Genomic DNA, 24,178 nt, shown 5'->3' with positions numbered 1-24,178 from the left:
GCATCGACACGGTGATCCCCTCCCCCAACTCCTACACCTCCAAGGTCTTCAAGGGCGGCGCCACCTCCTGTCCCGCCACGGGCGAACCGAACACCTACTGGTACTGCCTGTCCAACCACAACGACCGCTACCCGCCACAAATGCCGCTGAAGCAGGCACTCGCCACGTCACCCAACACGGCCTTCGTCATGCTGGAGGAGAAGACGGGCCTCGAGGCCGTGGTGAACATGGCGTCCCGGCTCGGCATGCGCAAGACGATGGCCACGAACATCGCCGGAGTGCCGCCGGACCCGAACGGCCCCAAGGACCTGCGGGTCAGCCAGGCACAGTTCTACGCGTCCAACGGCAACGCCTCCTTCACCCTGGGTCCCGCACCGTCGAGCACCCTCGAACTCGCGAACGTCGCCGCGACGATCATGAGCGGCGGCACGTGGTGCAAACCCACCCCGATCCGGCGGGTCGTCGACCGGAACGGCAAGGACGTCGAGCTGATCAAGCCCCCGTGCGAGCAGGCGGTGCCCGAACCTCTCGCCAACGCGCTCGCCGTCGGCCTCAGCGAGGACAGCAAGGGCTCGGGCACCGCCGCGTTGTCCGCGCGCCAGGCGGGCTGGAAGCGTCCGATGATGGGCAAGACCGGGACGACCGAGGAGTACAAGTCCGCGGCGTACCTGGGAGCCACCCCCGACTACGCGGGCGCCGTCCAGGTGTTCAACGACAGCACCTCGCCCAAGGGCATCTGCATCGGCGGCGGACCACCGCGACTGTGCCCCGAGGGCAACATCTACGGCGGCACCGTGCCCGCCGCGACCTGGTTCGACACGATGACGAAGGTGCACGCCGACCTGCCGGAGAAGCCCCTGCCGCAGGTCGAGGAGCGCTTCCTGCGCGGTGACGGCCAGAAGGTCCCGGACGTCGTCGGATCCGCGGTCGACAAGGCGTCGGCCATGCTGCGCGACGCCGGTTACCAGGTGACGACCGTGTCCGTCAGCTCCCCGCGGCCCGCCGGTGCCGTCGTCGCGCAGTCGCCCCAGGGCGTGGCGGTCCGTGGCACACCGGTGACCCTGTCCGTGAGCAGCGGCCCTCCCGCCCCTGTCGCGACGGCGCCCCCGGCGGAGGCGGCCCCTCCGCAGGCCACGGTGCCGCCGTCCCCCGCTCCCGGACCTTCGTCCCCGGCGCCTCCTCGCTGACGCCCGGCCGGCCGGTGGAGGTCGCGGAACCGCGGACAGCGGTTCCGCGACCTTCACCGTGACGGGGGAAGTTCCACACTGGACGGATCCCGGTCGGGACGCATGCCGCGCCAGGCCGGATGCCGCAACCGGCCGTCCGGCGTCCACTGTCGATACTCGACCTCGCCCACCAGCTGCGGCTCGACCCAGCGGGCGTGCCGGGCGTGCTCGCGCGGCACCTCGACGGCGAACGGGCTGGTGGGCCGCTCCAGCCTCTCCAGCTCCCGCTGCAGGTCGGCGAGCACGGTCCGGCTGAAGCCCGTGCCGACGTGGCCGACGTACACCAGGCCGCCCCGGCCGTCGTGGGCGCCGAGGAGGAGGGATCCGAGCCTGCCCGCGCGGTTGCCCTGCCCGACGCGCCATCCCCCGATCACGACCTCCTGGGTGTACCGGAACGGCGTTTTCACCCAGGCAGGTGACCGGCGACCGGGCTCGTACCGGGACTTGACGCGCTTCGAGACGATCCCCTCGAACCCGTACTGGCTCGCCACGTGCAGGACGTCCGCGGGATCGGTGTTCGGGAACGCCGGCGGCACCTGCACCGCGTGGTCGCCGGGCAGGCCCAGTTCGGCGAGCATCGCCCGCCGCGCGTCGTAGGGCACCGACAACAGCGACCGCCCGTCCAGGTGCAGCAGGTCGAACACGAAGTAGGCGATGCGCGGCCGGCTCGGGCGCAGCTCGCGCACGCCGGGAGCGAGCTTGTCGCGTTGCTGCAGCAGCCCGAAGTCCGGCCGTCCTTCCTGGTCCATCGCCACGATCTCCCCGTCGAGCACGGCGGTCCGGTGGTGCAGCAGGTCGGGCAGGATGCTCAGCTCGGGGAAGCGCCGCAGGAAGTCGAGGTCGTTGCGGCTGATCAGCTGGACGTCGCGGCCCCGGCAGTGCGCGACGCCGCGGTAACCGTCCCATTTGAACTCGACGGCCCACCCGTCGTCCTGAGGCGGGCTGCCCGGGGTGGCGAGCATGGGGCGGACGAGGTCGAGCGGCCGGCCCGCTGGTGCCGTGCTTTCCACCTGGCCCTCCTCCGTCCGTCCCTCCCAGTCATGGTCAGCGAGAATCGCCGAGGTCGCGACACGGAACCCGCCCGGCACGCGTGCAGCGTGCGCGCTGTCACGCAGGGTCGCCCCGCAGGAGTTTTGATCGCTACGGGCGAGGTACCCCGTCCAGGTGACGCCAGCAGAACGGAGCCATGTCTTGGCCAACGGAGGTCCTGCTGATGCGTGGCTCACGCTGGAACTCGCCGACACCGCGCCCGACACCGGAAAGGTCCGGCGATGGGTCGAGTCGGTCCTCCCAGGTCTGCACGAGGACGATCTTCTCGACGTGCTGCTGGTGATCACCGAACTGGTGTCCAACGTGTACGACCACGCCCGGTTCCCAGCGCGCCTCAAGTTGCGCAAGTCGGCCGATCCCTGCTCCGTCAGCATCATCACCGAGGACGCTTCGCCGATGCTGCCCGAGATGCAGCCTTCCTCCCCCGGTTCGGTGCGCGGCCGCGGTTTGATCATGGTGGACAAGCTGTCCGAGCAGTGGGGCGTCGCCCGGCAGGCGATCGGCAAGCGCGTGTGGGCCGTCGTGCCCTGCCCCGCGACGCCCTGACCGGGATCAGTGTTCGGCGGCCGGGGCCTGCTGGGCGTGCTCCGCGGTCGGGTGGACGACGAACAGATCGGTGAGGCCGAGCAGGCCGAACACCTTGGTCAGGTGACGTGGCACGGCCGCCAGCGCGATCGTCGCACCGGCGCCGCGTGCGCGTGCGCGCGCCGCGATGAGCGCGGCGATTCCGCTGGAGTCGCAGAACGTCAGACCGGTCAGGTCGACGATCAGCTGATCACCGTCGCGCAGCGCGAGCCGCTGGACGGCCTGGTTCGCGGCGGGGGCGGTGGCCGAGTCGAGCTCGCCCGCGAGGGTGAGGACCAGTCCGGTCGGAACGGCCTTGGTCGTGGCGCTGAACCTGGTGCTCACGAGTCCCCGCTTCCTGGTAGGGGGATGCTCAGGGCGAGCAGAGCCGTGTCGTCCTCCACGCCGTCACCGAAGCCGGTGAGCAGTGCGGTCAACGCGCTGATGACCTCGGACGCGCCGGCCGCCGCCGACGCCGCGAGGAAGTCGAGCAGTTCCTCCTCGCTGTAGCGCTGCCTGCTGGCACCGACCGGGCGGGCTTCGGTGAGGCCGTCGCTGTAGAGCAGCAGGGTATCTCCGGGCCCGAGGTGCGCCGTGACCTCGGTGAAACTCGCGTCGGGGATCGCCCCGACGAGCATTCCGCCCGGGGTGTGCAGGAACTCCGTCACGCCGCCGGCGCGCACCACGATCGCCGGCGGGTGCCCGCCGCTGGCCAGGGTGATGGCGCAGCCCGTGGCGTCGGGCACGAGGGAGCCGTAGACGACTGTGCAGAACCGGGTGTCCCCGCCACGGTACTGCTGGTGCAGCACGGTGTTCAGGTTGTCCAGCACCTTGACCGGTTCGGGGTTGTACACCGCGGCGGAACGCAGGGTGTACCGGGCCAGCGAGGTCACCACGGCCGCCTCGGCACCCTTTCCGGACACGTCGCCGAGGAAGAACCCCCAGCTGTCGCCGGTGAGCGGGAAGAGGTCGTAGAAGTCGCCGCCGACCTCGTCGATCGAGGCCGGGTGGTAGTAGGCGGCCACCTCCATCCCCGGCACCGGCATCAGCGAGGGCGGCAGGAGGGTCCGCTGCAGCGTCGAGGCGAGCTGCCGCGCCCGGTCGCGTTCGGCGTCGGATACCTGGCGCGCCCGCAACAGCTCACGTTCGTACGCGCGGCGGTCGCGGGCGTCGAAGATCGTGATGCGGATCAGCTGTGCGGTGCCGTCGCCGCCCTTCTTCACCGTTGAGGTCACCAGCACCGGCAGCCGCGACCCGTCCGCGGCCTTCAGCTCCAGCGCGAGGCCACCGGCTTCGCCGTGCATCGCCAGCATCGGCCCGATGTGGGTCTCGTAGTACATGCGGCCGCCCACGGTCAGCAGGTCGCTGAAACGCCGCCGGCCGACCAGCTCGTCCCGCCCGGCCCCCAGCCAGCCGAGCAGCGTGCCGTTGACCTTGGCGATCGTGCCGTCCATCAACGTGGACAGGTAGCCGCACGGAGCGTTCTCGTACAGGTCCTCGGCGCTGTCCTCCAGCAGCGCGGAGAAGAGCGCGCCGACACCGTCCTCGTCGCCGCCTCCGCCACCACCGGTGGCGTCGGCCTCGCACATCACGGCGAACCCACGAACCCGAGGATCGCCGCGGCGGTGGCCTCGGGGGCGCTCAGCTGCGGGCAGTGCCCGGTCGCGTCCAGCGTCACCAGCTCGCTGCCGGCGATCTGCTCGTGCACGAACCGGCCGACCTCCTGCGACGCGATGGCGTCCTGCGCGGTCTGGACCACCAGCGTCGGCACCGCGACCTTCGGCAGGTCGGCGCGGTTGTCGGAGAGGAACGTCACCCTGGCGAACACCCTGGCGATCACCGGGTCGGTGCGGCAGAAGCTGTCGGTCAGCTCGCCGCCGAGCTCGGGGCGGTCCGGGTTGCCCATGATCACCGGCGCCATCGTCGCCGACCAGCCGAGGTAGTTGGAGTCGAGCGACTCCAGCAGTTCGTCGACGTCGTCCCGGCTGAACCCGCCGCGGTAGTCCCCGTCGTCGACGTAGCACGGGGACGGCGTCAGCAGCACCAGCTTCGCGAACCGGTCCGGCTCGCTGTTCGCCGCCAGCACCGCGATCATCGCCGACACCGAGTGCCCGACCAGCACGACTTCGCGCAGGTCCAGCGCGGAGCAGATCTCCAGCACGTCCTCCGCGTAGCCGTCCAGCGTCGAGTACCTCTCGGCCGACCACGCCGACGCGTCCGACCTGCCCGAGCCGATGTGGTCGAACAGCACCACGCGGTACCGCTCGGCCAGCGCCGGCACGATCAGCCGCCACAGGTTCTGGTCGCACCCGAAACCGTGCGCGAGCACCACCGCCGGACCGTCGTCACGACCGAGCACGGTCACGTTGTTCCTGGTCGTCACGTCCACGGATCTCATCCTGCCAGTGGTTCGCCTCGGGCAAGCTTCCAATCCGGACGCGGTGCGGCGGCGGACGCCTCAGCGGTGCCCTGATCGGGTTCCGCGGTTTGCGACGGTCGTCTGGCGGGTACCGGAGCACTTCGAACGTCTTCACAGAAGAGGACCGGTTCGGCCATGGCCGCCAGTGATGAACCTCCCTCCGCACCGACGACCCTCTCCCTGGAACTCCACGAGCACACACCCTCGTTGTCCGCGATGCGCCGCTGGATCTCCGACGCGTTCGGCGACCTGTCCGAGGACGTGGTCGAAGACGCGCAGCTGGCCGTGACCGAGCTGGTCAGCAACGCCTACGACCACGGGCGTCACCCCCGTCAGCTCCGCCTGCGGCGCATCGAGGCCTCCCGTTGCCTGCGCATCGAGGTGGACGACGCCTCACCGGACATGCCCACCCTCGGCCGGTCCAGGCTCAGCGACACACGGGGACGCGGCCTGATCATCGTGAACAAGATCGCCGAGCAGTGGGGCGTCCTGCCGCACTCGGTCGGGAAGACCGTCTGGGCCGAGCTCCTCTGCGACTAGGCCGGCACCGGGGAACAGGGTGCCGAGCCGGATGCCGCCGATCCGCAGGGGGAACGCGACCATCGCGGCCGCGTCGGCGAAGCCGGGCCACCTGCTCTTCTCGGCGCTCACGTCCCGGACCAGCACCGGGCCACCGCTTGCAAGGCCTCCGCAGCGGGACCCTCGTCCAGCGTGTACTGGACTTCCTCGACCGACGCCGCCCACCCGTCGCTGGCGCTGACCATCTCCTGCGCCCGCGCGTCGTCGCGCAGCACCAGCGCAGCGGCGTCCACCCCGGGCAGGACCTGCACGACACCGAGCACAACGCCAGCGGCCACTCGAACCCCGTGGTGCGTTCCGCGAACTGCGCGTACGGGGTCGGACGGACGGATCGCCGGCTACTTGGAGGCGTCGTAGGCGAGGTGCAGCCAGTCCGACGCCGCGACGGCCGACAGGGTGGTCGTGACCAGCCGGGTGGCCTTCGGCGCGAGCACCAGGCCCGCGGTGAGCGCGCTCGCGACCCACACGCCCGAGCAGAACGGACAGGTCATGAGTTCGCCGGCGGCGTGGCGCACACCGTGACCACGCACGCTCTCGTTGACCTCGGCGGCACCGGCGGGCTGCTCGTAGCGGGTGAACGGCGCCCGCAGCACGCTGGTGATCGAGGATTTGGTGAGCAACCTGCTCGCTTTGTGGGTGGCCACCGCCAGCAGCACCGTGTCGCCTGCCGTGAACCGCTCGGGCAGCCGTGTTCCCCTGCGCCGTCCGGCGGCCGTGGCGATGCCTGCCAGCGCGCCGAACGTGCACAACGAGGCCAGGTACCCGAACAGCGGGCGGCGTTCGTCCTCGGCGTAGGCAACCTGGACGCGGTGGAAGGACTCGGCGATCGACATGGCGAAGGTGTTGCCACCACCGGTGCCGTCAAACCCGCGGCCGGCCGGCTTGTGCGGGTCGATCGTCACAACGGCACGAGAGCGCCGTTGTCCCGGACCGCGGCGATCGACAGCGTCTTGTGGCCGACGTCGTCGAACAACACGACGAGCCGGTCCGGTTCGGCGTGCGGGACCGTGCCGCGGCCCCACTCCTCGTGACGGTTGCCGGGGCTGCCGCCTTGCCCGCAGCAGCAGGTGCCGCGCGAGGAACTCGCCGCGACGCGGCCCTCCTCGGAACGCCGTCCCGAGGGACTAGGGTGAGTTCTCCCTGCGGAAGTCACGACGGAGACGCTCCTGATCACGGGAGGCTGAGCGGTGAGCAGTGAACGGCTGGCCAAGGTGCTGGGGTACCTCGCCACCGACGCGGCGACCCGCAGCACCGCGGTGTCCAGCGAGTCGGCCTGCGACGCCGGCGTCCGCCTGGCCGACGTGACCGGCGTTCAGCTCACGCTGATGAGCGGCCCTGATCGCGGAGAGTCCCGGTACGCCACGGACGAGGCGGGCGCCCGGCTCGAGGAACTGCGGTTCACCCTGGGTGAGGGTCCTTGCGCGGACGCGTTCCGCACAGGTGTGCCGGTGCTGGCCGCAGAGCTGGACACCGGACGCAACCACCGGCACTGGCCGCTGTTCGTGCCCGCGGCGCTTGAGATCGGCGTGCGAGCGGTGTTCGCGTTCCCGCTGCGCAGCGGGGCCATCCGGATGGGTCTTCTCGTCCTGCACCGCGCGCGTCCGGGCCCGATGACCCACGAGCAGATGTCCGACACCCAGGTCCTCGGCGACGTCATCCTGTCGTTGCTGCTGGACGAGCTCACGCGCGTCCAGGTCGAGAACAACACGCTGCTGGCCGACATGCCGTTGCGCCGCGCCGAGGTCCACCAGGCCACCGGAATGCTGTCCGTCCAGCTGGGCGTCAGCGTGGAGGAGGCACTGGTGCGGCTGAGAGCGCACGCGTTCGCTGAAGAAAGGCCGGTGATCGACGTCGCCCGCGACGTGGTGGCCCGGCGTCTGAGACTAACCCCGGAAGCACGGCCTGATCCCGCGTGATCGCCCGGCGACCGACCAACAGAGGTGGCCCCATGTCAGTGGAGAATATGGCCGAGACGTTCGTGCAGCTTGCCGACACCCTGGTCGCCGACTTCGACTCGGCCGAGTTCATGCACCTCCTGGCGGACCGTTGCGTCGACACCCTGGACGTCGACGCGGCAGGCATCCTCCTCGCCGACCACCACAGCGAGCTGTACGTGGTCGGAGCGTCCAGCGAGCGCACCAGGCTCGTGGAGCTGTTCGAGCTCCAGCACCGCCAGGGCCCGTGCATGGAGTGCTACCTCACGGGCGCGCCCGTGACCGTGGCCGACTTCACCGAGTCGCCGCAGCGCTGGCCGGAGTTCGCGGCGGTCGCCGTGGAGGCCGGGTTCCGCGCCGTGCACGCCCTGCCGATGCGGCTGCGGGAGCACACCATCGGCGCGCTGAACCTGTTCACCGCCGCGCCGGGCGCGCTGAGCAGTTCGACCGTCAGGGTGGCGCAGGCGATGGCGGACGTGGCCACGATCGGTCTGCTGCAGGCGAAGCTGCTCAACCAGCAGGAGCTGCTCGCCGAGCAGCTGCAGGGCGCGTTGCAGAGCAGAGTGCTCATCGAACAGGCCAAAGGAGTGCTCTCCGAACGCCTCCAGATCGGCATTGGCCCGGCGTTCGAGACGCTCCGGCGGTACTCCCGCAGCCACAACCAGCACCTCAGCACGGTCGCCGAGTCGGTCATCGCCGGCACTCTCGACGTAACGGCGTTGGGCGATCCGGGCATGCGCGGCTGACGCGCGATGACCTCCGGTGGGCACGCGTGCTCCGAACGGGTTCAGGTGCGCCGCACGACGTCCCGGCTAGTACTCGGATGGACCAATCATGCTCGGGCGGGACGTGGAAGCATGGACCGCGAGCGCTCTCGCCTCGGTCCCCGGCGAGAACGCGAATGCCGGAAACCTGAGAATCGGGGCGTGCAGTGGACCACCGGGTGGCGCAGACCTTCGTCGAGTTGGCGGACACGCTCGTCCTCGGTTTCGACACCATCGACTTCCTGCACACCCTGACCGAACGGTGTGTCGAGCTGCTGCACGTGGACGCGGCCGGAATCCTGCTGGCCGACCAGCACGGCGTGCTGAACCTGGTGGCGGCCTCCACCGAGAAGGCGCGGCTGCTGGAGCTGTTCCAGCTGCAGGAGGACGAAGGGCCGTGCCTGGACTGCTTCGACACCGGCGAACCGGTGGGGTGCGACGATCTGGGTGCGGCGGCGCAGCGCTGGCCCCGGTTCGCGCTGGCGGCTCGCGCACAGGGCTTCGCCGCGGTCGACGCCGTGCCGATGCGGCTGCGTGACCAGGTGATCGGCGCGCTCAACCTGTTCCGGACGTCACCGGGGCCCCCGTCCGAAGACGTCGCCGTGCTGGCGCAGTCGTTCGCGAACGTCGCGGCGATCGGCATCCTCCACGTCCGCGCGCTGTGGCAGAGCGAGATGATCGCCGAACAGGTGCAGACCGCGCTCGACAGCGGCGTCACGATCCAGCAGGCGAAGGGCATCCTGACGGTGCGCCTGCAGATCGACCTCGCGGACGCGCTCTCGTTGCTGCGGACGCACGCCCGCAACTCCAACCAGCTGCTGTCCGACGTCGCCCGGCAGGTGATCGACGGTCGCCGCACGTCCTCGACCTGACTCCCCGGAACGCCTTGACCTCGACCAATGTTCAGGTTCTAGCGTGGTCGCGGAAGGTAGCCGAGCGGCTGTCGCAGGATCGTCCAAGGGGAGCCCGTGACCGCGGAACCACCACTGCACCTGGCTTTGATCGTCGGCAGCACCAGGGAGGGCAGGTTCGGCACGACCGTGGCCGAATGGGTCCTCGGCCACGTCCGCCGACGCGCGGGCGTCACGGTCGACGTGATCGACCTGGCCGAAGTGCCGTTGCCCGTCGTGCAGCAGGCCGTCCCCGCGGTGACCGGGGTGTACCCGTCTCCCGACGTCCGGGCGTTCGCCCGGAGGATCGGCGCGGCGGACGGGTTCGTCGTGGTGACCCCGGAGTACAACCACGGCTATCCGGCCTCGCTCAAGCTCGCCATCGACTCGGTCTACGTCGAGTGGAACGCCAAGCCCGTCGCGTTCGTGTCCTACGGCGGACTGGCCGGCGGCTCCCGGGCCGTCGAGCAGCTGCGCCAGGTGTTCGCCGAGCTGCACGCGACCACCATCCGCGAAGCGGTCTGCTTCGCCATGGCGCACTCGCGGTTCGGCGAGGACGGCAGGCTGCTCGATCCCACCGGCCCGGACCTGGCCGCGACGTCGCTGCTCGACCAGCTCACCTGGTGGGCGGGTGCGCTTCGGGACAAGCGCGAGAAGCACGCGTACAAGACCTGAGCACGGCAGGGACTTGACCTGGACGAAGGTCGAGGTTGCACCGTGGACGTGTGCGAAACAACCCCGCAGTCGTCCTCGCGGCCGTCCTGCTCTCCAGCCTCTCGTTACCGATCACGCTGACCGGCGCATCGGTGGCGTTGCCCGACATGGCCGCCGACCTCGACGCCGGCCTGCCCGCCGTGCAGTGGGTGGTGAACGGCTACATCGCCTGCTTCGCGAGCTTCATGCTGGCCGCCGGGTCGATGGCCGACATGGTCGGCCGGCGGCGGGTGTTCGCCACCGGTGTCTCGGTCTTCGCCGCCGGTGGTGTGCTCAGCGCGTTGTCGTGGAACGTCGTCGTGCTCGACGTCCTGCGCGCGCTCGCCGGCGTCGGTGCGGCCGCCGCGGCCGCCAGTTCCGCCGCCCTCCTCGCGTCCGCCTTCACCGGCAGGGCGCGGATCCGGGCGTTCAGCTACTTCGGCACGGCGCTGGGCGTGGGCCTCGCGTTCGGGCCGACCGTCGCCGGTCTGCTGGTCGACGGCTTCGGGTGGCAGGCCGTGTTCGCCGGGCCCGCGCTCGTGTGCGTCGTCGTGCTCTGCCTCGTGCCGATGCTGCCGGAGTCGGCGGAACCGGGCTCCCGCAAGGTCGACTGGGCCGGGACGGCGACGTTCACGCTCGCGTTGCTGCTGCTGATCGCCGGGTTCGTGCAGGGGCCGGCGTGGGGCTTCTCGTCGCCCGCGGTGCTCGTCGCGTTCGGCGGCTCGGTCGTGCTGCTGGTGGCGTTCGTCGTCGTGGAACGGCGCCAGGCCCAGCCGATGTTCGACCTCGCCCTGCTGCGCAACGGGAAGTTCATCGGGATCTCGCTGGCCGGCGCGATGATCGTGTCGGTGCCGTTGCCGCTGATCGTGTACCTGCCCGCCTACTTCACCGAGGTGCTGGGCATGTCCACGGGCGAGGCGGGCGTCGTGCTGGTGCTGATGACCGGGTTGACGCTGCTGCTGCCGCCGTTGGCACCGCTGTTCACGCAAGTCGTTCCGCCGCAGGGAGTCGTGGTGCTGGCGGTCGCCCTCGTCGGCGTCGGCGCGGCCTGGCTGACGGTGATCGAGCCGGGGTCGTCGGTGCTGTCGATCGCGGGACCGCTGCTCACCATCGGCGCCGGGTTCGGCATCTCGACCGGGTTGATCGACGGGGTCGCCGTCGGCAGCGTGGATCCCCGCCGCGCCGGGACCGGCGCCGGGATGTTCAACACGGTGCGCCTCGGGCTGGAGACCGTCGCCATCGCCGTCGTGGGCGCCGTGCTGGCCACGACGACCGGCGGCAGGCTCGCCGAACCCGGTTACACCAGCGGTCTGCACGTCGTGCTGTGGTGGATGGCCGGTCTCGCCACGGTTCTGGCCGTGGTGCTGGTGAAGGTGTTGCTGCGCCGCGCAGACGACACGGCACAACAACACCCGGAACGTTCTGCGGCGTGACCCTCCCGAACTCCTCGAGGGGCCAGCCTGCGGCTGTCAGCGTTGTCGCTCCAGACCCGGCCTGTTCCGGACGGCGTGGTGCGCGGCCATGCGGACGGGCGCGTTCACGACGCCGAACCCGCGGTAGTCACCGATGCGCTCGACCACCTCGAAGAACACCCTCGCCCCGGCCAGTTCGGTGTAGAAGTGCAGGTACTCACCGCGTTCGTCGCGGTCGTAGAGCACCGACTGCTCGCGCAGCGCGCTGACGCGTTCGGCCGGCAGACCGGTCCGTGCCAGGAGGTCGTCGTAGTAGTTGCCCGGGATGTCCAGCAGCCGTGCACCCAACTGCCGCAGGGCCTTGGCGCACTCGACCGCGTCGACGCAGGTGAAGGCGATGTGCTGGGGTTCCTCGACGGCAGGCGCCCAACCCCCTCGCCGGACCAGCGCGGCGTCCAGGGTGAGGCGGACGCCCCCTCCGCTCACCCCGCGGCCGCGCACGAGGCCGAACGGCGCCGCGAACTCCGCCGTCGCTCCCGGTTCCAGGCCCAGCACCGAACGGTAGAACAGGCCCGCCTCGTCGAAGTTGTCGAAGGGCTGGGTCAGCGCGACGTGGTCGATGCCGGTGATGCCGGCCTGCGGGCCCGACTCACCGGTGGGCACGAAGTCGCCGAGCCAGTCGTCGTCTGCGCACAGGAAGATCTGCGTTCCGTCCGGTGCGGCGATCGCGGTCAGCGACGCCTCGCCGGGGCCGGTCTCCCGTGACAACGGTGGTGCGAGCATGACCTCCGCGCGCCGGGCCGCGGCGGCGGGATCCGGCACGGAGAGGCCGAGTGCGCCGATCGCTCCGGGTTCGCCGTCCGCGTTGACGAGCACGCGTGCGTCGCCCTGCGTCCACAGCTCCACCGGCTTCGAGCGGTGCACGGCTTCGCGGGTGAAGCCCAGCAGGGCGAGGCCCGACTCCCCCACGACCTCGGCGAAGGCGTAGCCGGCGGGGACGGGCGCGGCGGGAACGTCCAGCTGCCGCAAGGAGTCCTGGAGGCTGAGCAGCGACCGCATGGCGTCGACCGCGGCGCGGTGCGGGTCGGACTGGCGGAAGACGTCGTTGAACACCTCGAGCGAGAGCGGGCCGCGGTACCCGGCGTCGAGGACGTTGCGGGTGAACGTCGTCAGGTCGAAGTCGCCCTGTCCCGGGAAGAGGCGGTGGTGGCGGCTCCACTGGAGCACGTCCATCGGCAGCGTCGGCGCGTCGGCGAGCTGCAGGAAGAAGATCTTCTCGCCGGGGATCGCGCGGATCGCCCTGGGATCGTCCCCTTTGGACAGGATGTGGAAGCTGTCGAGGCAGACGCCGAGCGACGGGTGGGCGGCGCGGCGCACGATCCGCCACGCGTGTTCGTAGCCGTTGACGTACCGGCCCCAGGCGAGCGCCTCGTAGGCGATGCGCAGACCGCGTTCGGCGGCACGGGTCGCCAGCAGGTGCAGCTGCTCGGCCGCGAGATCGTCGTCGTCGATGGCGTCGGGCGACACCGACGAGCACACCAGCACGGTGTCCACGCCCAGTTCGGCCATGACGTCGAACTTGTGGCCCGCGCGGCGCAGGTTGGCGGCGAGCACGTCCGGCGGCACGGCCTCGAAGTCGCGGAAGGGCTGGTACAGGTCGATGCCCAGCCCGAGGTCGGCGCAGCGCTTGCGGATCTCCGCGGGGGTGCGGCGGTCCGCGAGCAGGTCGTTCTCGAAGATCTCGATGCCGTCGAAGCCCGCCTCGGCGGCCGCGGTCAGCTTGTCCTCCAGCGTGCCGGACAGGCACACGGTGGCGATGGCGGTGCGCGACTCAGGACGCATGTGCGGGTTCTCCTTCCAGTTCCGCGAAGTGCGCGAGCATCCGGTCGGGGTCCGGCTCGGCGCCGGTGAACAGCCGCAGCGACTCCGCGGCCTGGAGAACGACCATGCCGCCGCCGTGCAGCACCCGGCAGCCGCGTGCCCGTGCGGCGGCGAGGAGCGCGGTCTCCAGCGGCCGGTAGACGATGTCGGCGACCCAGAGTTCACCGCGCAGCAACGACTCGTCGATCGGCAGGCCGGGATGTGCCGCCATGCCGGTGGGGGTCGCGTGGACGAGGCCGTCCGCGGTGCGCACCGCATCTGGTGCGCAGACGGCGGCCCGACCGGTGCCGAACCTGCTTTCCAGTGCTGCCACCAGTTGCGCGCTGCGGCTCTCGTCGACGTCGTGGACGCCGAGGTGGCCGGCGCCGAGCGACAACAGCGCGTGGGCCACGGCGGCCCCGGCCCCGCCCGCTCCGAGCTGCACGACGTTCGCCATCGTGGCGCCCGCCAGGCCCCGGCTCAGGCTGCGGGCGAAGCCGGTCGCGTCGGTGTTGTGGCCGATCGCCCTGCCGTTCTCGAAGACCACGGTGTTGACGGCGCCGAGCGCGGCCGCCTCCGGGACGACCTCGTCGAGGTGCGGCAGGACCGCCTGCTTCGCCGGATGGGTGATGTTGAGCCCGTCGAACCCCTCGGACCTGGCCGCGTTCAGCACGTCGCCCACCGGCAGTCCGATGACGTCGAGGTCGAGGAGCCGGTACGCGTAGCCCAGTCCGAGCTCGGCCGCCTCGCGCTCGTGCAGGGCCGGACTGAGGGACGGGCCGATGCCGGAACCGATGAGCCCGATCAGGTAGTTGGCCACCCGGCCTCCCCGATTAATGAACGAACTAGTGAGTTCACGTTAGCGCACCGAGTCGCCGCCAGGAAGTGCTGGACTAGAGTTGGCTGGTCATCCGCGAATCGAAGGGGGTTCGGTGGCCGCACCGCCGTCATCCGATGCCGAGCGCCAGCGGGACAAGGACCGCACGCGCGCCGACATCCTGGAAGTAGCCACGCGGGAGTTCGCGGACAAGGGCTACACGGGGGCACGGGTCGACGAGATCGCCGAGCGCACCAGCACGACCAAGCGGATGATCTACTACTACTTCGGCGGCAAGGAACAGCTCTACATCGCCGTGCTGGAGCAGGCCTACCTGGCGATCCGGGCACTGGAGGCCGAGGTCGACGTCGAGCACCTCGAGCCGGAGGAGGGCATCCGCCGGCTCGCGGAGCTGACCTTCGACCACCACGAGGCGCACCCGGACTTCATCCGGCTCGTCAGCATCGAGAACATCCACCGCGCCGAGCACATCGCGCGGTCGGAAGTGCTGGCGGGCCTCGCGAATCCAGCGCTCGACGGCCTGACGAAGCTCCTCGAACGAGGCCGCGCCGCCGGCCGGTTCCGCGCCGACGCCGACCCGCTCGACGTGCACATGGTGATCAGCTCCTTTTGCGTGTTCCGGCTCGCGAACAGGCACACGTTCGCCGCGATCTTCGGGCGGGACATGCTCGACCCCGGCCGCCGCGACCACCACCGACGCATGCTCGGTGACATGCTGATCGATTACCTGACCAGCTGAAATCTGACCCTTGACACACGGGGGTGGCGTATCCGACCTTGTATTAACTAACTAGGTCGTACATGGGAGTACGCCGTGACCACATCGATGGCCCGCAAGACTGCGCTGGCAGCCTGGATCGGCAGCGCCCTCGAGTACTACGACTTCTTCATCTACGGCACCGCCGCCGCGCTGGTGTTCAACAAGGTGTTCTTCCCCGCCGCCGATCCGGCGACGGGAACCCTGCTCGCCCTCGGCACGTTCGGCGTCGGCTACCTCGCCCGGCCGCTCGGCGCGTTCGTGCTCGGACACGTCGGCGATCGCTTCGGCCGCAAGAAGGTCCTCGTCTTCACGCTGCTGCTGATGGGCGTGGCGACGTTCGCCGTGGGCTGCCTGCCCACCTACGACACCGCCGGTGTCCTCGCACCGATCCTGCTCGTCTTCCTCCGCCTGCTGCAGGGACTTTCCGCCTCGGGCGAGCAGGCGGGCGCGAACTCGATGTCGCTGGAACACGCGCCGGAGCACCGCAGGGCGTACTTCACCAGCTTCACCCTGAGCGGCACGCAGGCAGGGCAGATCCTCGCCACGGCGATCTTCCTGCCCGTGGCCGCACTCCCCCAGGAGGACCTGCTGAGCTGGGGCTGGCGCGTGCCGTTCTGGTGCAGCGCGGTCGTCGTGGTCGTCGGTCTCATCATCCGCCGCAAGATCGACGAGACCGCGGAGTTCAAGCGCACCAAGCCGGCCAAGCTGCCCGTCGCGACGCTGTTCCGGACGCACTGGGCCGACGTCCTGCGCGTCGTCGTGGCGGCCACCATCGCCTCGGTCAGCACGATCTTCACCGTCTACGCCCTGAGCTACGCGGTGAACACGATCGGCCTGGCGCGCACGCCGATGCTCTGGGTCGGGGTCCTCGCCAACGTCGTGGCCCTGGCCGCGATCCCGTTGCTGGCAGGGCTTTCCGACCGGATCGGCCGCAAGCCGGTGTTCCTCGCCGGCTGCGGCGCGTGCGCAGTGCTGATCTTCCCCTACCTGTGGTCGATCTCCGTCGGCGCGTACGGACTGGTGTTCGCGCTCGGCATCCTGCTGTTCGGCGTGGCGTACTCCGCGATCAACGGCATCTGGCCGTCGCTGTACGGCGAGATGTTCAGCACCGAGGTCAGGCTGTCCGGCATGGCGATCGGCACGCAGATCGGGTTCGCCGTCGCGGGGTTCGCCCCCAGCGTGGTGGCGGCGATCGGCTCCGGGCGTGACGACTGGATCGGTGTCGCGATCTTCACGGCGGTGGTGTGCGCGGTCAGCGCCACCGCGATCGCGACGGGACGCGAGACCTTCCGGCGTCCGACGGCGGAACTCGGGCGCCTGCAACAGGAGCCGGCCGCGGTCGCGACCACAAAGGCCTGACGCGTCACTCCTCCCCCGTCCCCGTCCCGCGCTCGCAGGGCGGGGACGGGCGCGTCGGAGCAACGCCGTTGCGCTGTTCGGACCATTTGGAAACCTGGTGGAACCGGCGCGTCCGGCGCTGCGTCATCCTGGGGAACGACTGCGCTTCGGGGGAAGGACGGCACGTGCCGGAGGACATCACCAAGATCATCGGAGGCGCGTGATGTCGAATCCTCTGGTGGTCAAGCCAGACGCCGAGCCGTCGGGGTTCATGAACGCCGGGACGGGCGACAACGGCTGGGCGACGGGCATCCCCATCGCCGAGTCCGCGATGGACACGTTCAACGGCATCAAGGACGGCAACTGGGTCGAGGGCGGCCTGGGCATGGTGGGCCTCGTCGCGGACGCCGCGTCGATGGCGATCGACCCGTTCGGCACCCTGTTGTCCTCCGCGGCGTCGTTCCTGATGGAACACATGCAGCCGCTGAAGGAGGCGCTCGACTGGCTGGCGGGCGACCCGCCGGTGATCGAGTCCTACTCGGCCACGTGGAACAAGGTCGCCGAGGAGCTCGGCAAGGTCGCGCAGGACTACCAGCAGGCCGTGCAGGGCACCGCCGAGTGGCGGGGATCCGCCGCGGACGCGTACCGGGCCGCCGCGGGCGCCCAGGGTGACGCGATCACCGGTGCCGCGTCCGCCGCCGGTTCCGTCGGCACCGTCGTCGGCATCATGGGCATGGTCGTCGCCTTCGTCCGCGAGATGGTGCGCGACCTGATCGCCGACCTGGTCGGGAAGCTGATCGCGTGGGTGCTCGAGGCCGTGTTCACGCTCGGGTTCGGCACGCCGGTGATCGTGGCGCAGGCCGTGACCGCGATCTCGAAGTGGGCCACCCGCATCGGTGAGCTCATCCAGAAGCTCATCAAGACCATCAAGAAAGTCTCGCCGCTGCTGGGCAGGCTGGTCGAGATCTTCACGAAGATCATGAAGGTCGTCGGCAAGATCGTCGGCAAGGTCACCGGCCTGGACGTGATCTCCACCAAGTCCATCAAGCCCGGTGGTCTCTTCCAGACGACCAGCACCCCGGACCTCCCCAACGCCGGCGGCACGCACACCAGCGGCTCGCCCACGTCGTCCTCCCCTGACGCGCCAACGACTTCGTCGCCTTCGGGCCCGTCCGGTCCGTCTCCGTCACCGTCTTCGCCTTCTTCTCCGTCCTCTCCGGACGGTCCGAGTCCGTCGTCGCCTTCGCCTGGTTCGCCGTCGGCTTCCTCGCCGTCGCCGGGCGGACCTCCGTCCTCGCCGAACGCGCCGTCGCCGAACGGACCTTCGTCTCCTCCGAACGGACCTTCGTCCTCACCGGGACCGGACGGACCCGGCACGTCGAACGCCCCGTCTCCGGGTTCGCCGGGCTCGCCGGGCTCGCCTTCGAACGGTGGGCCGTCGAGCGGGCCGTCACCGTCAGGTGGCCCGTCGGGCCCGAGCACGCACGGTCCGTCCCCCGACGCCCCGGCTGCCCCGCCGCGCAACACCGGCCAGACCACACAGGCCGGCGTAGCGGCACCGGAAGCACCGTCGCAGCACGCCCCGTCCGCGCCACGGGACGGCGGACCGCCGTCCAACTCCGCGACCACTCCGCAGCAGGGCCCGATGGGCGGCCCCGCAGGAGGTCCCGCCGGCAGCCCCGCGGGAGGTTCGCCGACTGGTGGCGGCGCACGTCCGGGTTCCGGCGGAGGCTGGACCGGCACGCCGGGCACACGCGGTGACCTGGGCTCGGGAATGCCTTCGCAGCGCACCCCGGACATGTCCCCGTCGTCGGCCCGGCCGTCGGCCCCCTCGCAGCCGAACTTCGGCCCGTCCGGCTCCCCGAACGCCCCTTCCGCGCCGCACGCCCCAAGCGCACCGCACTCCCCCTCGGCGCCGCATGCGGGCACGCCGAACGCTCCACACGGCGCACCCCACAGTCCTAACGCGCCATCGGGCCCGAACTCGCCGTACGGCCCAAGTGCGCCTCACAGCCCCAACGCACCGTCGGCACCACACGGCGGTCCTGGTGCCCCAGCACCACACGGCCCCAACACTCCGTCGGGTCCCGGCGGCCCTGGCGCGCCGCACTCGCCCGACGGGTCGCACGGTCCTGGGACCACGTCGCCGTCGGCACGGACGGACGCGCCGACTCGTCCGCAGTCGACCACCTCGCCGACTCACGCGGACGCTCCCCATGCCGGACCGAGTGGTCCTGGCACCAGCCCGCACACGGCGCAGCAGCCCGGCTTCGGGCCGGGTCCGGGGGCGCCGCACGCCGGTGGCCCAGGCCCGCACACGCCCGGCGGCCACGGCCCTGGCGGCCACCCCGGCGGACCGAGCAGGCCGGACTCCCCCGCGCCGCACCAGCGTCCGGACCACAACCGTCCCGACGCCAACCGGCCCGACGCCAACCGGCCCGACGGCGCCCGTCCCGACGGCGCCCGTCCGCGTGGTGCCGACGGCCCCGTCACGCACCCCGGTCAGCGTCCCGACGCGCCCGGTCAGCCGCACAACCGTCCCGACGGCTCGCGACCTGACACGTCCCGCCCGGACGGCACCAGGCCGGACGGCACGCGGCCCGACGGCACCCGCCCGGACGGCACCAGGCCCGACAGCTCACGACCCGACAGCAACCGGCCTGACGCCAACCGTCCCGACAGCAGGCCCGACGGCAACCGTCCCGACGCCGCGCGACCGGACGGCCGCGGCGACGGGCCCAACAGCCCCCACCGCGACGCCGACGGCCCCGGCCACCACAACGACGCCGACAACCGGCCCGACACCGACACTCCGCAGTCGCACGCGGAAGAGCGGCCCTCCCCGGAGCAGGCCCACGAGCGCCACGCCGAGCAGACCCCTGCCGGTGTGTCGCACCACGGCGGCGACTCCGACATGGGCGACCTCCCCCACCGGGTCCCGGAGGACCCGCGCTTCTTCACGGCCGACGTGCACGTCACGCCGGACGGCAGGGCGCGCATCGGCGGGCACGACTACACGCCCGCGGAGTACGCGGACATGTTGCGGCACAGCGGCTACGACGGCAGCAGGCCCGTCCGGCTGATCGGTTGTGACGCCGGCAGCAACGACTTCGCGCAGCAGCTCTCCCGGCACCTCGACGCGCCGGTCGTGGCGCCCACCAGACCCGCGTGGACGGACAGCAACGGGCGGGTCTTCACCAGTGACGTGGAGATCGGGCCCGACGGCACGCGCTCGCCGCGGATCCCCCCGAACGGCGAGTGGGAGACGCACCACCCGGACGGGTCCAGGACCAGGGCCAGCGAGGACGGTTACGCGCCCGGCAGCGACCGGAACACCGACGGCGCCGACGCAAGGGACCGCGGGGACGCCGACAGCCCGGAGAACAGCACCGCGCCGGAGAACCAGGACGCGCCGCGCCGGCCGGATCCCGAGCACATGCCGATCCCGAAGGATCGGATCATCCGGCCGGACGACCCGAGCTACAACGAGCGGTTCGTCGACTACAACCGGCCGACGCACCAACCGGTCGACCCGGACAACCCGGACGCTCCGCGGCAGCCGCTCAACCGGCACGAGGAGATCCAGGCGCCGCACCGCGACCGCGAGACGGTGCCGGACGGCAACACCCAGCCCGACCGGCTCCAGCCGATCGAGAACCCCGATCCGGTCCCGGTCCCGCTGCGGGACCACCAGCCGTTGCAGCCGTGGACCGAGTACCCGGTCACCAACCAGAACGGCACGCGCACGACGTTCGTCACCGACGGCGACGGCAACGTCAAGTGGGTCGAGGCCACGCCGGGCCGGCAGGACATGGCGGTCGACGGCAAGGGCAAGTGGTCCGGGTTCAACCCCGACCTCAGCCACCCGTTGCTGCCGGACGCCCAGTACCGGGTGCCGAACACCCACAACCCCGACAAGGTGCTTTCCTTCCACACCAACGAGCACGGGCAGACCGACGCGATGACCGGCGAGGTCGAGGCGGGCGGGCAGAACACGAAGTTCCGCGACGACGACTCCGGCAAGGGTGCGCAGCAGCGGGCCTACCAGGAGGGCGAGGCCGCGTACCCGAACGACCCGCCGGACCGCACGCTCACGCGGGAGGAGCTGGAGAACTCGCGCGTCAAGTGGGCCGGTGGTCACCTGCTGGCCAACGAGCTCGGCGGCCTCGGCGAGTACGTCAACATGCACCCGCAGATGGCCGCGTCCAACTCCGGCAACATCCGCGACGGCTGGGTGCACGCCGCTTCGTGGCGCGAGAAGGAGAACTACCTCGTCGAGTTCGCCTCCAAGGACCACCAGGACATCCAGAGCTACGAGGTGCGGGCCACGCGCGACGCCGACGGCGTTCCGGGCGAGGTGACCATGCGCTGGCGGGAGGTCACGTACGAGGTCGACGCGAACGGCAAGCCGAAGCTGGACGAGGACGGCAATAAGATCGTGGAGAACGTGGTGACCAAGGAACGTTCTTTCCCGAACCGTCCGGAGGTGAACTATGGACCCACGAACCGATACGCGAATCGCTGAGATCTGCACGCTGCTGGAAGCAGGTGCCCCGGTCGGGTGGAGCCGCGTCACGCTGGACGTCTGGGCGAACGTGCTGGCGTACGAACTCGCCGCGGCGGCCAAGACGGCGGAGGGCAGGTTCGCGGGCGAAGTGCGGCTGGCGGACATGACCGAACGGCTGCAGGAGCTCCGCGAGCAGATGTACTCGGAGGACCGCGGCGCGTGGCTGTCGGCGCGGTTCGTGCTGCACCGCGAGGCTGAGCCCGAGGTGACGTTCAACTACGACGAGGACCCGCGGTGGTCGCCGGAGCTGCACCCGATGATGTTCGTGCGCGACCTGGAGGCGTTCCCGCGCGCGGACGAGCACCTGCGCGGCTGGCTGCGCGAGACCGTCGAGCGCGGGCTCGAACTGCAGCGCGCACACGAGGCGAACCCGGCCGATCAGTAGGCTGGCAGGGCCCCACCTCGACCTAGGAGAAAGCGGACAACCATGGCGAACTGGCCGGCGCTCAGCCCGATCGAGCAGCAGGAGAAGCTCGCGGAGATCACCCAGGAGATCCTGCCGACCCTGCCGCAGGGCTGGGTGCGCCTGGTGGTGCGCGTCAAGATGATCGGTATGCACAGCGAGGCCGACACGGGCGTGAAGATGCCGGACGGCACCGTGCGCGGCTGGTCGTTCACGCCGGAGGCGTGGCGGAAGTTCCAGCAATTGCGCAAGGGCATGTACGCCGAAGGGCTCGGCTCGTTCGTCCAGTTCGAGTACGTCCTCGACCCGCCCGGCAGGTACAGCATCACCTACAACCGCGACGAGGACCCGAAGTTCGACGAGGCGCCGTCGGCGGACGACTTCGCGACGGAGCACGACTGGTTCCCGCGGTCCGAAGAGCAGATGCCGGACTGGTTCCGCACCGGGCTCGCGAACGCCTGACCCCAGGAATTGTCAGACCCCCTTGCTACGGTCGTTCCAGCTGATCAACGCTAGGGGGAAGACCGTGGCTGCTGCCACCACGTACCTGGAGCTGTCCGAGGCGAGCGGAAGCGCGCACAAGTTCTACGAGGTCGTCGTCGACGGCACGAGGGTGAGCATCACCTTCGGCCGCATCGGTGAGCGGGGCTCGACGCGCGAGTCCACCTTCGCCGACGAGGCCAAGGCCGTGAGCGCCGCCGAGAAGAAGATCGGCGAGAAGGTCCGCAAGGGCTACGCGCCGGCGGTCAAGGGCGGGCGGCAGCGGCGGGCGATCACCCGGCGCGAGATCACCAGCGTGCAGTCCAGTGCGCGGCAAGCCCCTGTGCTGTGGCGGTTCCACTCCGGTGCGCCCGCGTTCGGCATCTTCATCGGCGAGGACGAGGCCTGGGTCGGCAACGAGCGCGGCGACGTCTTCACGCTCGCGCACGACGGCCGGGTCACCGGGCGCTACGGCTTGCCGGACGGCGTGAAGTGCATCGTCGCCGACGACTTCTGGATCTACGCGGGCTGTGACGACGGGCGCGTGTACGACCTGGGCGGCAAGGTTCCGCGCGTCGCGTACGAGATCGCCACCGACGTCGACATCTACTGGCTCGACATCGACGACGGCGTGCTCGGCGTGTCCGATCGGCAGGGCGGCATCACGATCGTCGACCACGAGGACGAGTTCCAGTGGTCGCGCCGCAGCGCGGGCGACAGCGCGTGGATGGTGCGGTGTGCGCCGGAGGGCGCGTTCCACGGGCATGCCCGGGGCGTCACCCACTACGCGGCGCGCACCGGCGATCCCGTGTGGCACGCCGAAACGACGGGTGCGGTGCTGTTCGGCTGGCAGGAGCCCACCGAGGTGTTCGCGGGCACGAGCCGCGGGTGGGTGCACCGGCTGTCACGCGCCACTGGGGCCGAGACCGCGCGTTATCGTTGCGACGCGGCGGTTTTCTCGTGCGCCACCTCGCCGGGCGGCGACTACGTGTTCGCCGGCGACAACCACTCGTCGGTGTACTGCTTCGCGGCCGACGGCACGCGTCTGTGGAAGCTCGGCACGGGCTGCGGTTCCGCGTTCTCCATGCAGTACCGCGACGAGCGCCTCTACATCGTCACGACGGACGGCTCGCTGGCGTGCATCGACGCCAGTCCGGCTGCGATCCACGCGGCCGAGCAGGGCGAACTGCCGCAGCGCAACGACATCAAGGCCGACCACTGGCAGCGCGTCGAGGCGACGGCCGAGGTGGAGACCGTGGTGGCCAGTGCGGTTCCGTCCGGCGGCGTGGTGGTGGAGTGCGTGCAGGAGGGCGGCCGCATGCGCGTCCACGTGATCTCCGACGGCTACGACCGCTCTCGCGCCGTGCAGTTCCCGAAGGACATCCGGGTGCCCGGTGCGCGCTACCTGGTGACCGAGATCCACACCTCGGCGAGCGGCGGCTTCTACCGGGCGAGGGGAGAGATCAAGCGCCTTCTCTGAGCGGCCGGGTGGCGGGACGGGATCGCGGAACGCCGTGCCCGCCACGGCATTTCTCTGCTGAGGAACCGGCGGCGTGCCACGGTCGTCCTCCGCCTCACCGCCGCCCGCGGAGGTAGCGTGGACCGCAGGGGGTGGACATGGCCAGGATTGCGGTCATCGGCGATGTGGGCGGGCACGCGGACCAGCTGCGGCAGGCGCTGCGGGAACTGGGTGCCGGCCTGGTCGTGATCCAGGTCGGCGACCTGGTGGATCGCGGACCGGACAGCCTCGGCGTGCTCGAGGTGGTCGGCGAGCGGCTCGGCCCGGGCTGGGTGCAGCTGGTGGGCAACCACGAGGCCCAGTACCTGCCCGGCTCCGAGGTCTTCTGGCCCGATCCCCTGCCGCCGCAGGGTGTCGAGACGTTGCGCGCGTGGTGGGCGGACGGGCGGATGCAGGTCGCCGCGGCCATCACGACGGGCGGGGACGAGTTCCTCCTGACCCACGCGGGTTTGACGCTCGCCGCGTGGCAACGGCTGGGCGAACCGGCCACCGCCACGGAGGCGGCGGATCTGCTCAACGAACGGCCCGACCTGATCTGGCGCATGGGCACGCACGGCCGTGATCCGGAAACGGGGCCGTTGTGGGCGGAGTCGGGGGCTGCCTTGCACGAGCCGTGGATGCGGTACGGGGGCGTCGTGCCGTTCGGGCAGATCCACGGGCACTCCACGGTCGTCCACTTCGGCGATCAGAGGTGGACGTGTGACGGGCGGATCCGGCAGCGTGCCACCGTCGACTGGCAGGCGCGGCACGTGCGGGTGCGGGTCGGCGGGCGGATGTTCATCGGCGTTGATCCCGGGCACGGCCGCAGCGGCGCCAGTGCGTGGCAGCCGTTGGTCTTCGACGATGCCGTGGTGCACACGGCACCGGCCAGGGCCTGAGTTC

General features: G+C 70.9%; 24 protein-coding genes. 15 read left to right on the top strand and 9 right to left on the bottom strand.

Annotation, left to right across the window (positions count from 1 at the left end; genetic code table 11):
* Positions 1–1,187 (top strand): penicillin-binding transpeptidase domain-containing protein (locus DFR72_RS41190; RefSeq protein ID WP_114773970.1); only part of this gene is annotated, 1,187 nt, incomplete at its 5' end.
* A gap of 53 nt (positions 1,188–1,240) precedes the next feature.
* Here DFR72_RS41190 and ligD read toward each other — a convergent pair.
* On the bottom strand, positions 1,241–2,236 hold the full coding sequence (gene ligD / locus DFR72_RS41185; RefSeq protein ID WP_342768726.1) for a non-homologous end-joining DNA ligase: 996 nt from the start codon (positions 2,234–2,236) through the stop codon (positions 1,241–1,243).
* A 181-nt stretch (positions 2,237–2,417) separates the two neighbouring features.
* Here ligD and DFR72_RS41180 point away from each other — a divergent pair, with 181 nt between their 5' ends.
* Positions 2,418–2,822 carry an ATP-binding protein gene (locus DFR72_RS41180; RefSeq protein WP_090072684.1) on the top strand — a complete coding sequence of 135 codons (405 nt, stop codon included), beginning with the start codon at positions 2,418–2,420 and terminating at the stop codon, positions 2,820–2,822.
* A 6-nt stretch (positions 2,823–2,828) separates the two neighbouring features.
* On the opposite strand, the gene DFR72_RS41175 is transcribed toward DFR72_RS41180, so the two are convergent.
* Genes DFR72_RS41175 through DFR72_RS41165 form a run of 3 tightly spaced genes read right to left on the bottom strand, consistent with a single transcriptional unit; the run spans position 2,829 to position 5,229 of the window.
* Positions 2,829–3,185: an STAS domain-containing protein gene (locus tag DFR72_RS41175; RefSeq protein WP_090072683.1), complete on the bottom strand. Its 357-nt coding sequence runs from the start codon at positions 3,183–3,185 to the stop codon at positions 2,829–2,831.
* Positions 3,182–4,429, bottom strand: a complete 1,248-nt coding sequence (locus tag DFR72_RS41170) for a PP2C family protein-serine/threonine phosphatase (protein WP_090072738.1) — start codon at positions 4,427–4,429, stop codon at positions 3,182–3,184. Before DFR72_RS41170 ends, DFR72_RS41175 begins: the two co-directional genes overlap by 4 nt.
* Positions 4,429–5,229, bottom strand: coding sequence for an alpha/beta fold hydrolase (locus DFR72_RS41165; RefSeq protein ID WP_090072681.1), 801 nt, complete (start codon positions 5,227–5,229; stop codon positions 4,429–4,431). The genes DFR72_RS41170 and DFR72_RS41165 overlap by 1 nt, the downstream gene beginning before the upstream one ends.
* A gap of 165 nt (positions 5,230–5,394) precedes the next feature.
* Between DFR72_RS41165 and DFR72_RS41160 the strand changes: the two genes are divergently transcribed.
* Positions 5,395–5,799: an ATP-binding protein gene (locus DFR72_RS41160; RefSeq protein WP_090072679.1), complete on the top strand. Its 405-nt coding sequence runs from the start codon at positions 5,395–5,397 to the stop codon at positions 5,797–5,799.
* 107 nt (positions 5,800–5,906) lie between these two features.
* Here the strand turns inward: DFR72_RS41160 and DFR72_RS41155 are convergent, their stop codons facing one another.
* Genes DFR72_RS41155 through DFR72_RS41145 form a run of 3 tightly spaced genes read right to left on the bottom strand, consistent with a single transcriptional unit; the run spans position 5,907 to position 6,991 of the window.
* Entirely contained in the window at positions 5,907–6,116 is a 210-nt protein-coding gene (locus tag DFR72_RS41155) for a hypothetical protein (protein ID WP_114773962.1), read from the bottom strand.
* 60 nt (positions 6,117–6,176) lie between these two features.
* The gene (locus tag DFR72_RS41150; RefSeq protein WP_342768725.1) at positions 6,177–6,740 is read right to left on the bottom strand and encodes a DUF1360 domain-containing protein; all 564 of its coding nucleotides are present in this window, start codon (positions 6,738–6,740) and stop codon (positions 6,177–6,179) included.
* Positions 6,737–6,991, bottom strand: a complete 255-nt coding sequence (locus DFR72_RS41145; RefSeq protein WP_245983878.1) for a hypothetical protein — start codon at positions 6,989–6,991, stop codon at positions 6,737–6,739. Before DFR72_RS41145 ends, DFR72_RS41150 begins: the two co-directional genes overlap by 4 nt.
* A 34-nt stretch (positions 6,992–7,025) precedes the next feature.
* Here DFR72_RS41145 and DFR72_RS41140 point away from each other — a divergent pair, with 34 nt between their 5' ends.
* The 5 genes from DFR72_RS41140 (at position 7,026) to DFR72_RS41120 (ending at position 11,552) form a co-directional block, all read left to right on the top strand.
* Entirely contained in the window at positions 7,026–7,754 is a 729-nt protein-coding gene (locus tag DFR72_RS41140; protein WP_090072672.1) for a GAF and ANTAR domain-containing protein, read from the top strand.
* A 32-nt stretch (positions 7,755–7,786) separates the two neighbouring features.
* Positions 7,787–8,518 carry a GAF and ANTAR domain-containing protein gene (locus tag DFR72_RS41135; RefSeq protein WP_090072669.1) on the top strand — a complete coding sequence of 244 codons (732 nt, stop codon included), beginning with the start codon at positions 7,787–7,789 and terminating at the stop codon, positions 8,516–8,518.
* 197 nt (positions 8,519–8,715) lie between these two features.
* Entirely contained in the window at positions 8,716–9,408 is a 693-nt protein-coding gene (locus DFR72_RS41130; protein ID WP_245983877.1) for a GAF and ANTAR domain-containing protein, read from the top strand.
* A 96-nt stretch (positions 9,409–9,504) separates the two neighbouring features.
* Entirely contained in the window at positions 9,505–10,101 is a 597-nt protein-coding gene (locus DFR72_RS41125) for an NADPH-dependent FMN reductase (protein WP_245983876.1), read from the top strand.
* A gap of 50 nt (positions 10,102–10,151) precedes the next feature.
* The gene (locus DFR72_RS41120) at positions 10,152–11,552 is read left to right on the top strand and encodes an MFS transporter (protein WP_090072663.1); all 1,401 of its coding nucleotides are present in this window, start codon (positions 10,152–10,154) and stop codon (positions 11,550–11,552) included.
* 36 nt (positions 11,553–11,588) lie between these two features.
* On the opposite strand, the gene DFR72_RS41115 is transcribed toward DFR72_RS41120, so the two are convergent.
* Together DFR72_RS41115 and DFR72_RS41110 are read right to left on the bottom strand one after the other, a co-directional pair.
* A complete protein-coding gene (locus DFR72_RS41115) occupies positions 11,589–13,373 on the bottom strand; it encodes a sugar phosphate isomerase/epimerase and 4-hydroxyphenylpyruvate domain-containing protein (protein ID WP_090072661.1) in 1,785 nt (594 codons plus the stop codon).
* Positions 13,363–14,211 carry a shikimate dehydrogenase gene (locus DFR72_RS41110; protein ID WP_090072659.1) on the bottom strand — a complete coding sequence of 283 codons (849 nt, stop codon included), beginning with the start codon at positions 14,209–14,211 and terminating at the stop codon, positions 13,363–13,365. The genes DFR72_RS41115 and DFR72_RS41110 overlap by 11 nt, the downstream gene beginning before the upstream one ends.
* Before the next feature lie 112 nt (positions 14,212–14,323).
* Between DFR72_RS41110 and DFR72_RS41105 the strand changes: the two genes are divergently transcribed.
* The 7 genes from DFR72_RS41105 (at position 14,324) to DFR72_RS41075 (ending at position 24,174) form a co-directional block, all read left to right on the top strand.
* A complete protein-coding gene (locus DFR72_RS41105; RefSeq protein ID WP_090072656.1) occupies positions 14,324–14,968 on the top strand; it encodes a TetR/AcrR family transcriptional regulator in 645 nt (214 codons plus the stop codon).
* Positions 14,969–15,043: 75 nt separating this feature from the next.
* Positions 15,044–16,348 carry an MFS transporter gene (locus DFR72_RS41100; protein ID WP_090072654.1) on the top strand — a complete coding sequence of 435 codons (1,305 nt, stop codon included), beginning with the start codon at positions 15,044–15,046 and terminating at the stop codon, positions 16,346–16,348.
* A gap of 217 nt (positions 16,349–16,565) precedes the next feature.
* Complete coding sequence (locus tag DFR72_RS47625) at positions 16,566–20,852, top strand: phage tail family protein (protein WP_281273467.1); 4,287 nt, start codon at positions 16,566–16,568, stop codon at positions 20,850–20,852.
* Complete coding sequence (locus DFR72_RS41090) at positions 20,821–21,279, top strand: hypothetical protein (protein WP_090072650.1); 459 nt, start codon at positions 20,821–20,823, stop codon at positions 21,277–21,279. The genes DFR72_RS47625 and DFR72_RS41090 overlap by 32 nt, the downstream gene beginning before the upstream one ends.
* 42 nt (positions 21,280–21,321) lie before the next feature.
* Complete coding sequence (locus DFR72_RS41085; RefSeq protein ID WP_090072647.1) at positions 21,322–21,759, top strand: hypothetical protein; 438 nt, start codon at positions 21,322–21,324, stop codon at positions 21,757–21,759.
* 64 nt (positions 21,760–21,823) lie between these two features.
* Positions 21,824–23,257 carry a WGR domain-containing protein gene (locus DFR72_RS41080; RefSeq protein ID WP_090072645.1) on the top strand — a complete coding sequence of 478 codons (1,434 nt, stop codon included), beginning with the start codon at positions 21,824–21,826 and terminating at the stop codon, positions 23,255–23,257.
* A 137-nt stretch (positions 23,258–23,394) separates the two neighbouring features.
* Entirely contained in the window at positions 23,395–24,174 is a 780-nt protein-coding gene (locus tag DFR72_RS41075; protein ID WP_090072731.1) for a metallophosphoesterase, read from the top strand.
* Positions 24,175–24,178: the final 4 nt, after the last annotated feature.

The organism is Lentzea flaviverrucosa, from assembly GCF_003350445.1.
GTDB classification, from domain to species: domain Bacteria; phylum Actinomycetota; class Actinomycetes; order Mycobacteriales; family Pseudonocardiaceae; genus Lentzea; species Lentzea californiensis.
This window is presented reverse-complemented; position numbering and strand designations above follow the sequence as displayed.

Bases quoted from the DNA above. Each gene is read 5' to 3' on its own strand.
- DFR72_RS41115 (WP_090072661.1), bottom strand. From the start codon at position 13,373: ATGCGTCCTGAGTCGCGCACCGCCATCGCCACCGTGTGCCTGTCCGGC.
- DFR72_RS41135 (WP_090072669.1), top strand. From the start codon at position 7,787: ATGTCAGTGGAGAATATGGCCGAGACGTTCGTGCAGCTTGCCGACACC.
- DFR72_RS41075 (WP_090072731.1), top strand. From the start codon at position 23,395: ATGGCCAGGATTGCGGTCATCGGCGATGTGGGCGGGCACGCGGACCAG.
- DFR72_RS41085 (WP_090072647.1), top strand. From the start codon at position 21,322: ATGGCGAACTGGCCGGCGCTCAGCCCGATCGAGCAGCAGGAGAAGCTC.
- DFR72_RS41160 (WP_090072679.1), top strand. From the start codon at position 5,395: ATGGCCGCCAGTGATGAACCTCCCTCCGCACCGACGACCCTCTCCCTG.
- DFR72_RS41090 (WP_090072650.1), top strand. From the start codon at position 20,821: ATGGACCCACGAACCGATACGCGAATCGCTGAGATCTGCACGCTGCTG.
- DFR72_RS41170 (WP_090072738.1), bottom strand. From the start codon at position 4,429: ATGTGCGAGGCCGACGCCACCGGTGGTGGCGGAGGCGGCGACGAGGAC.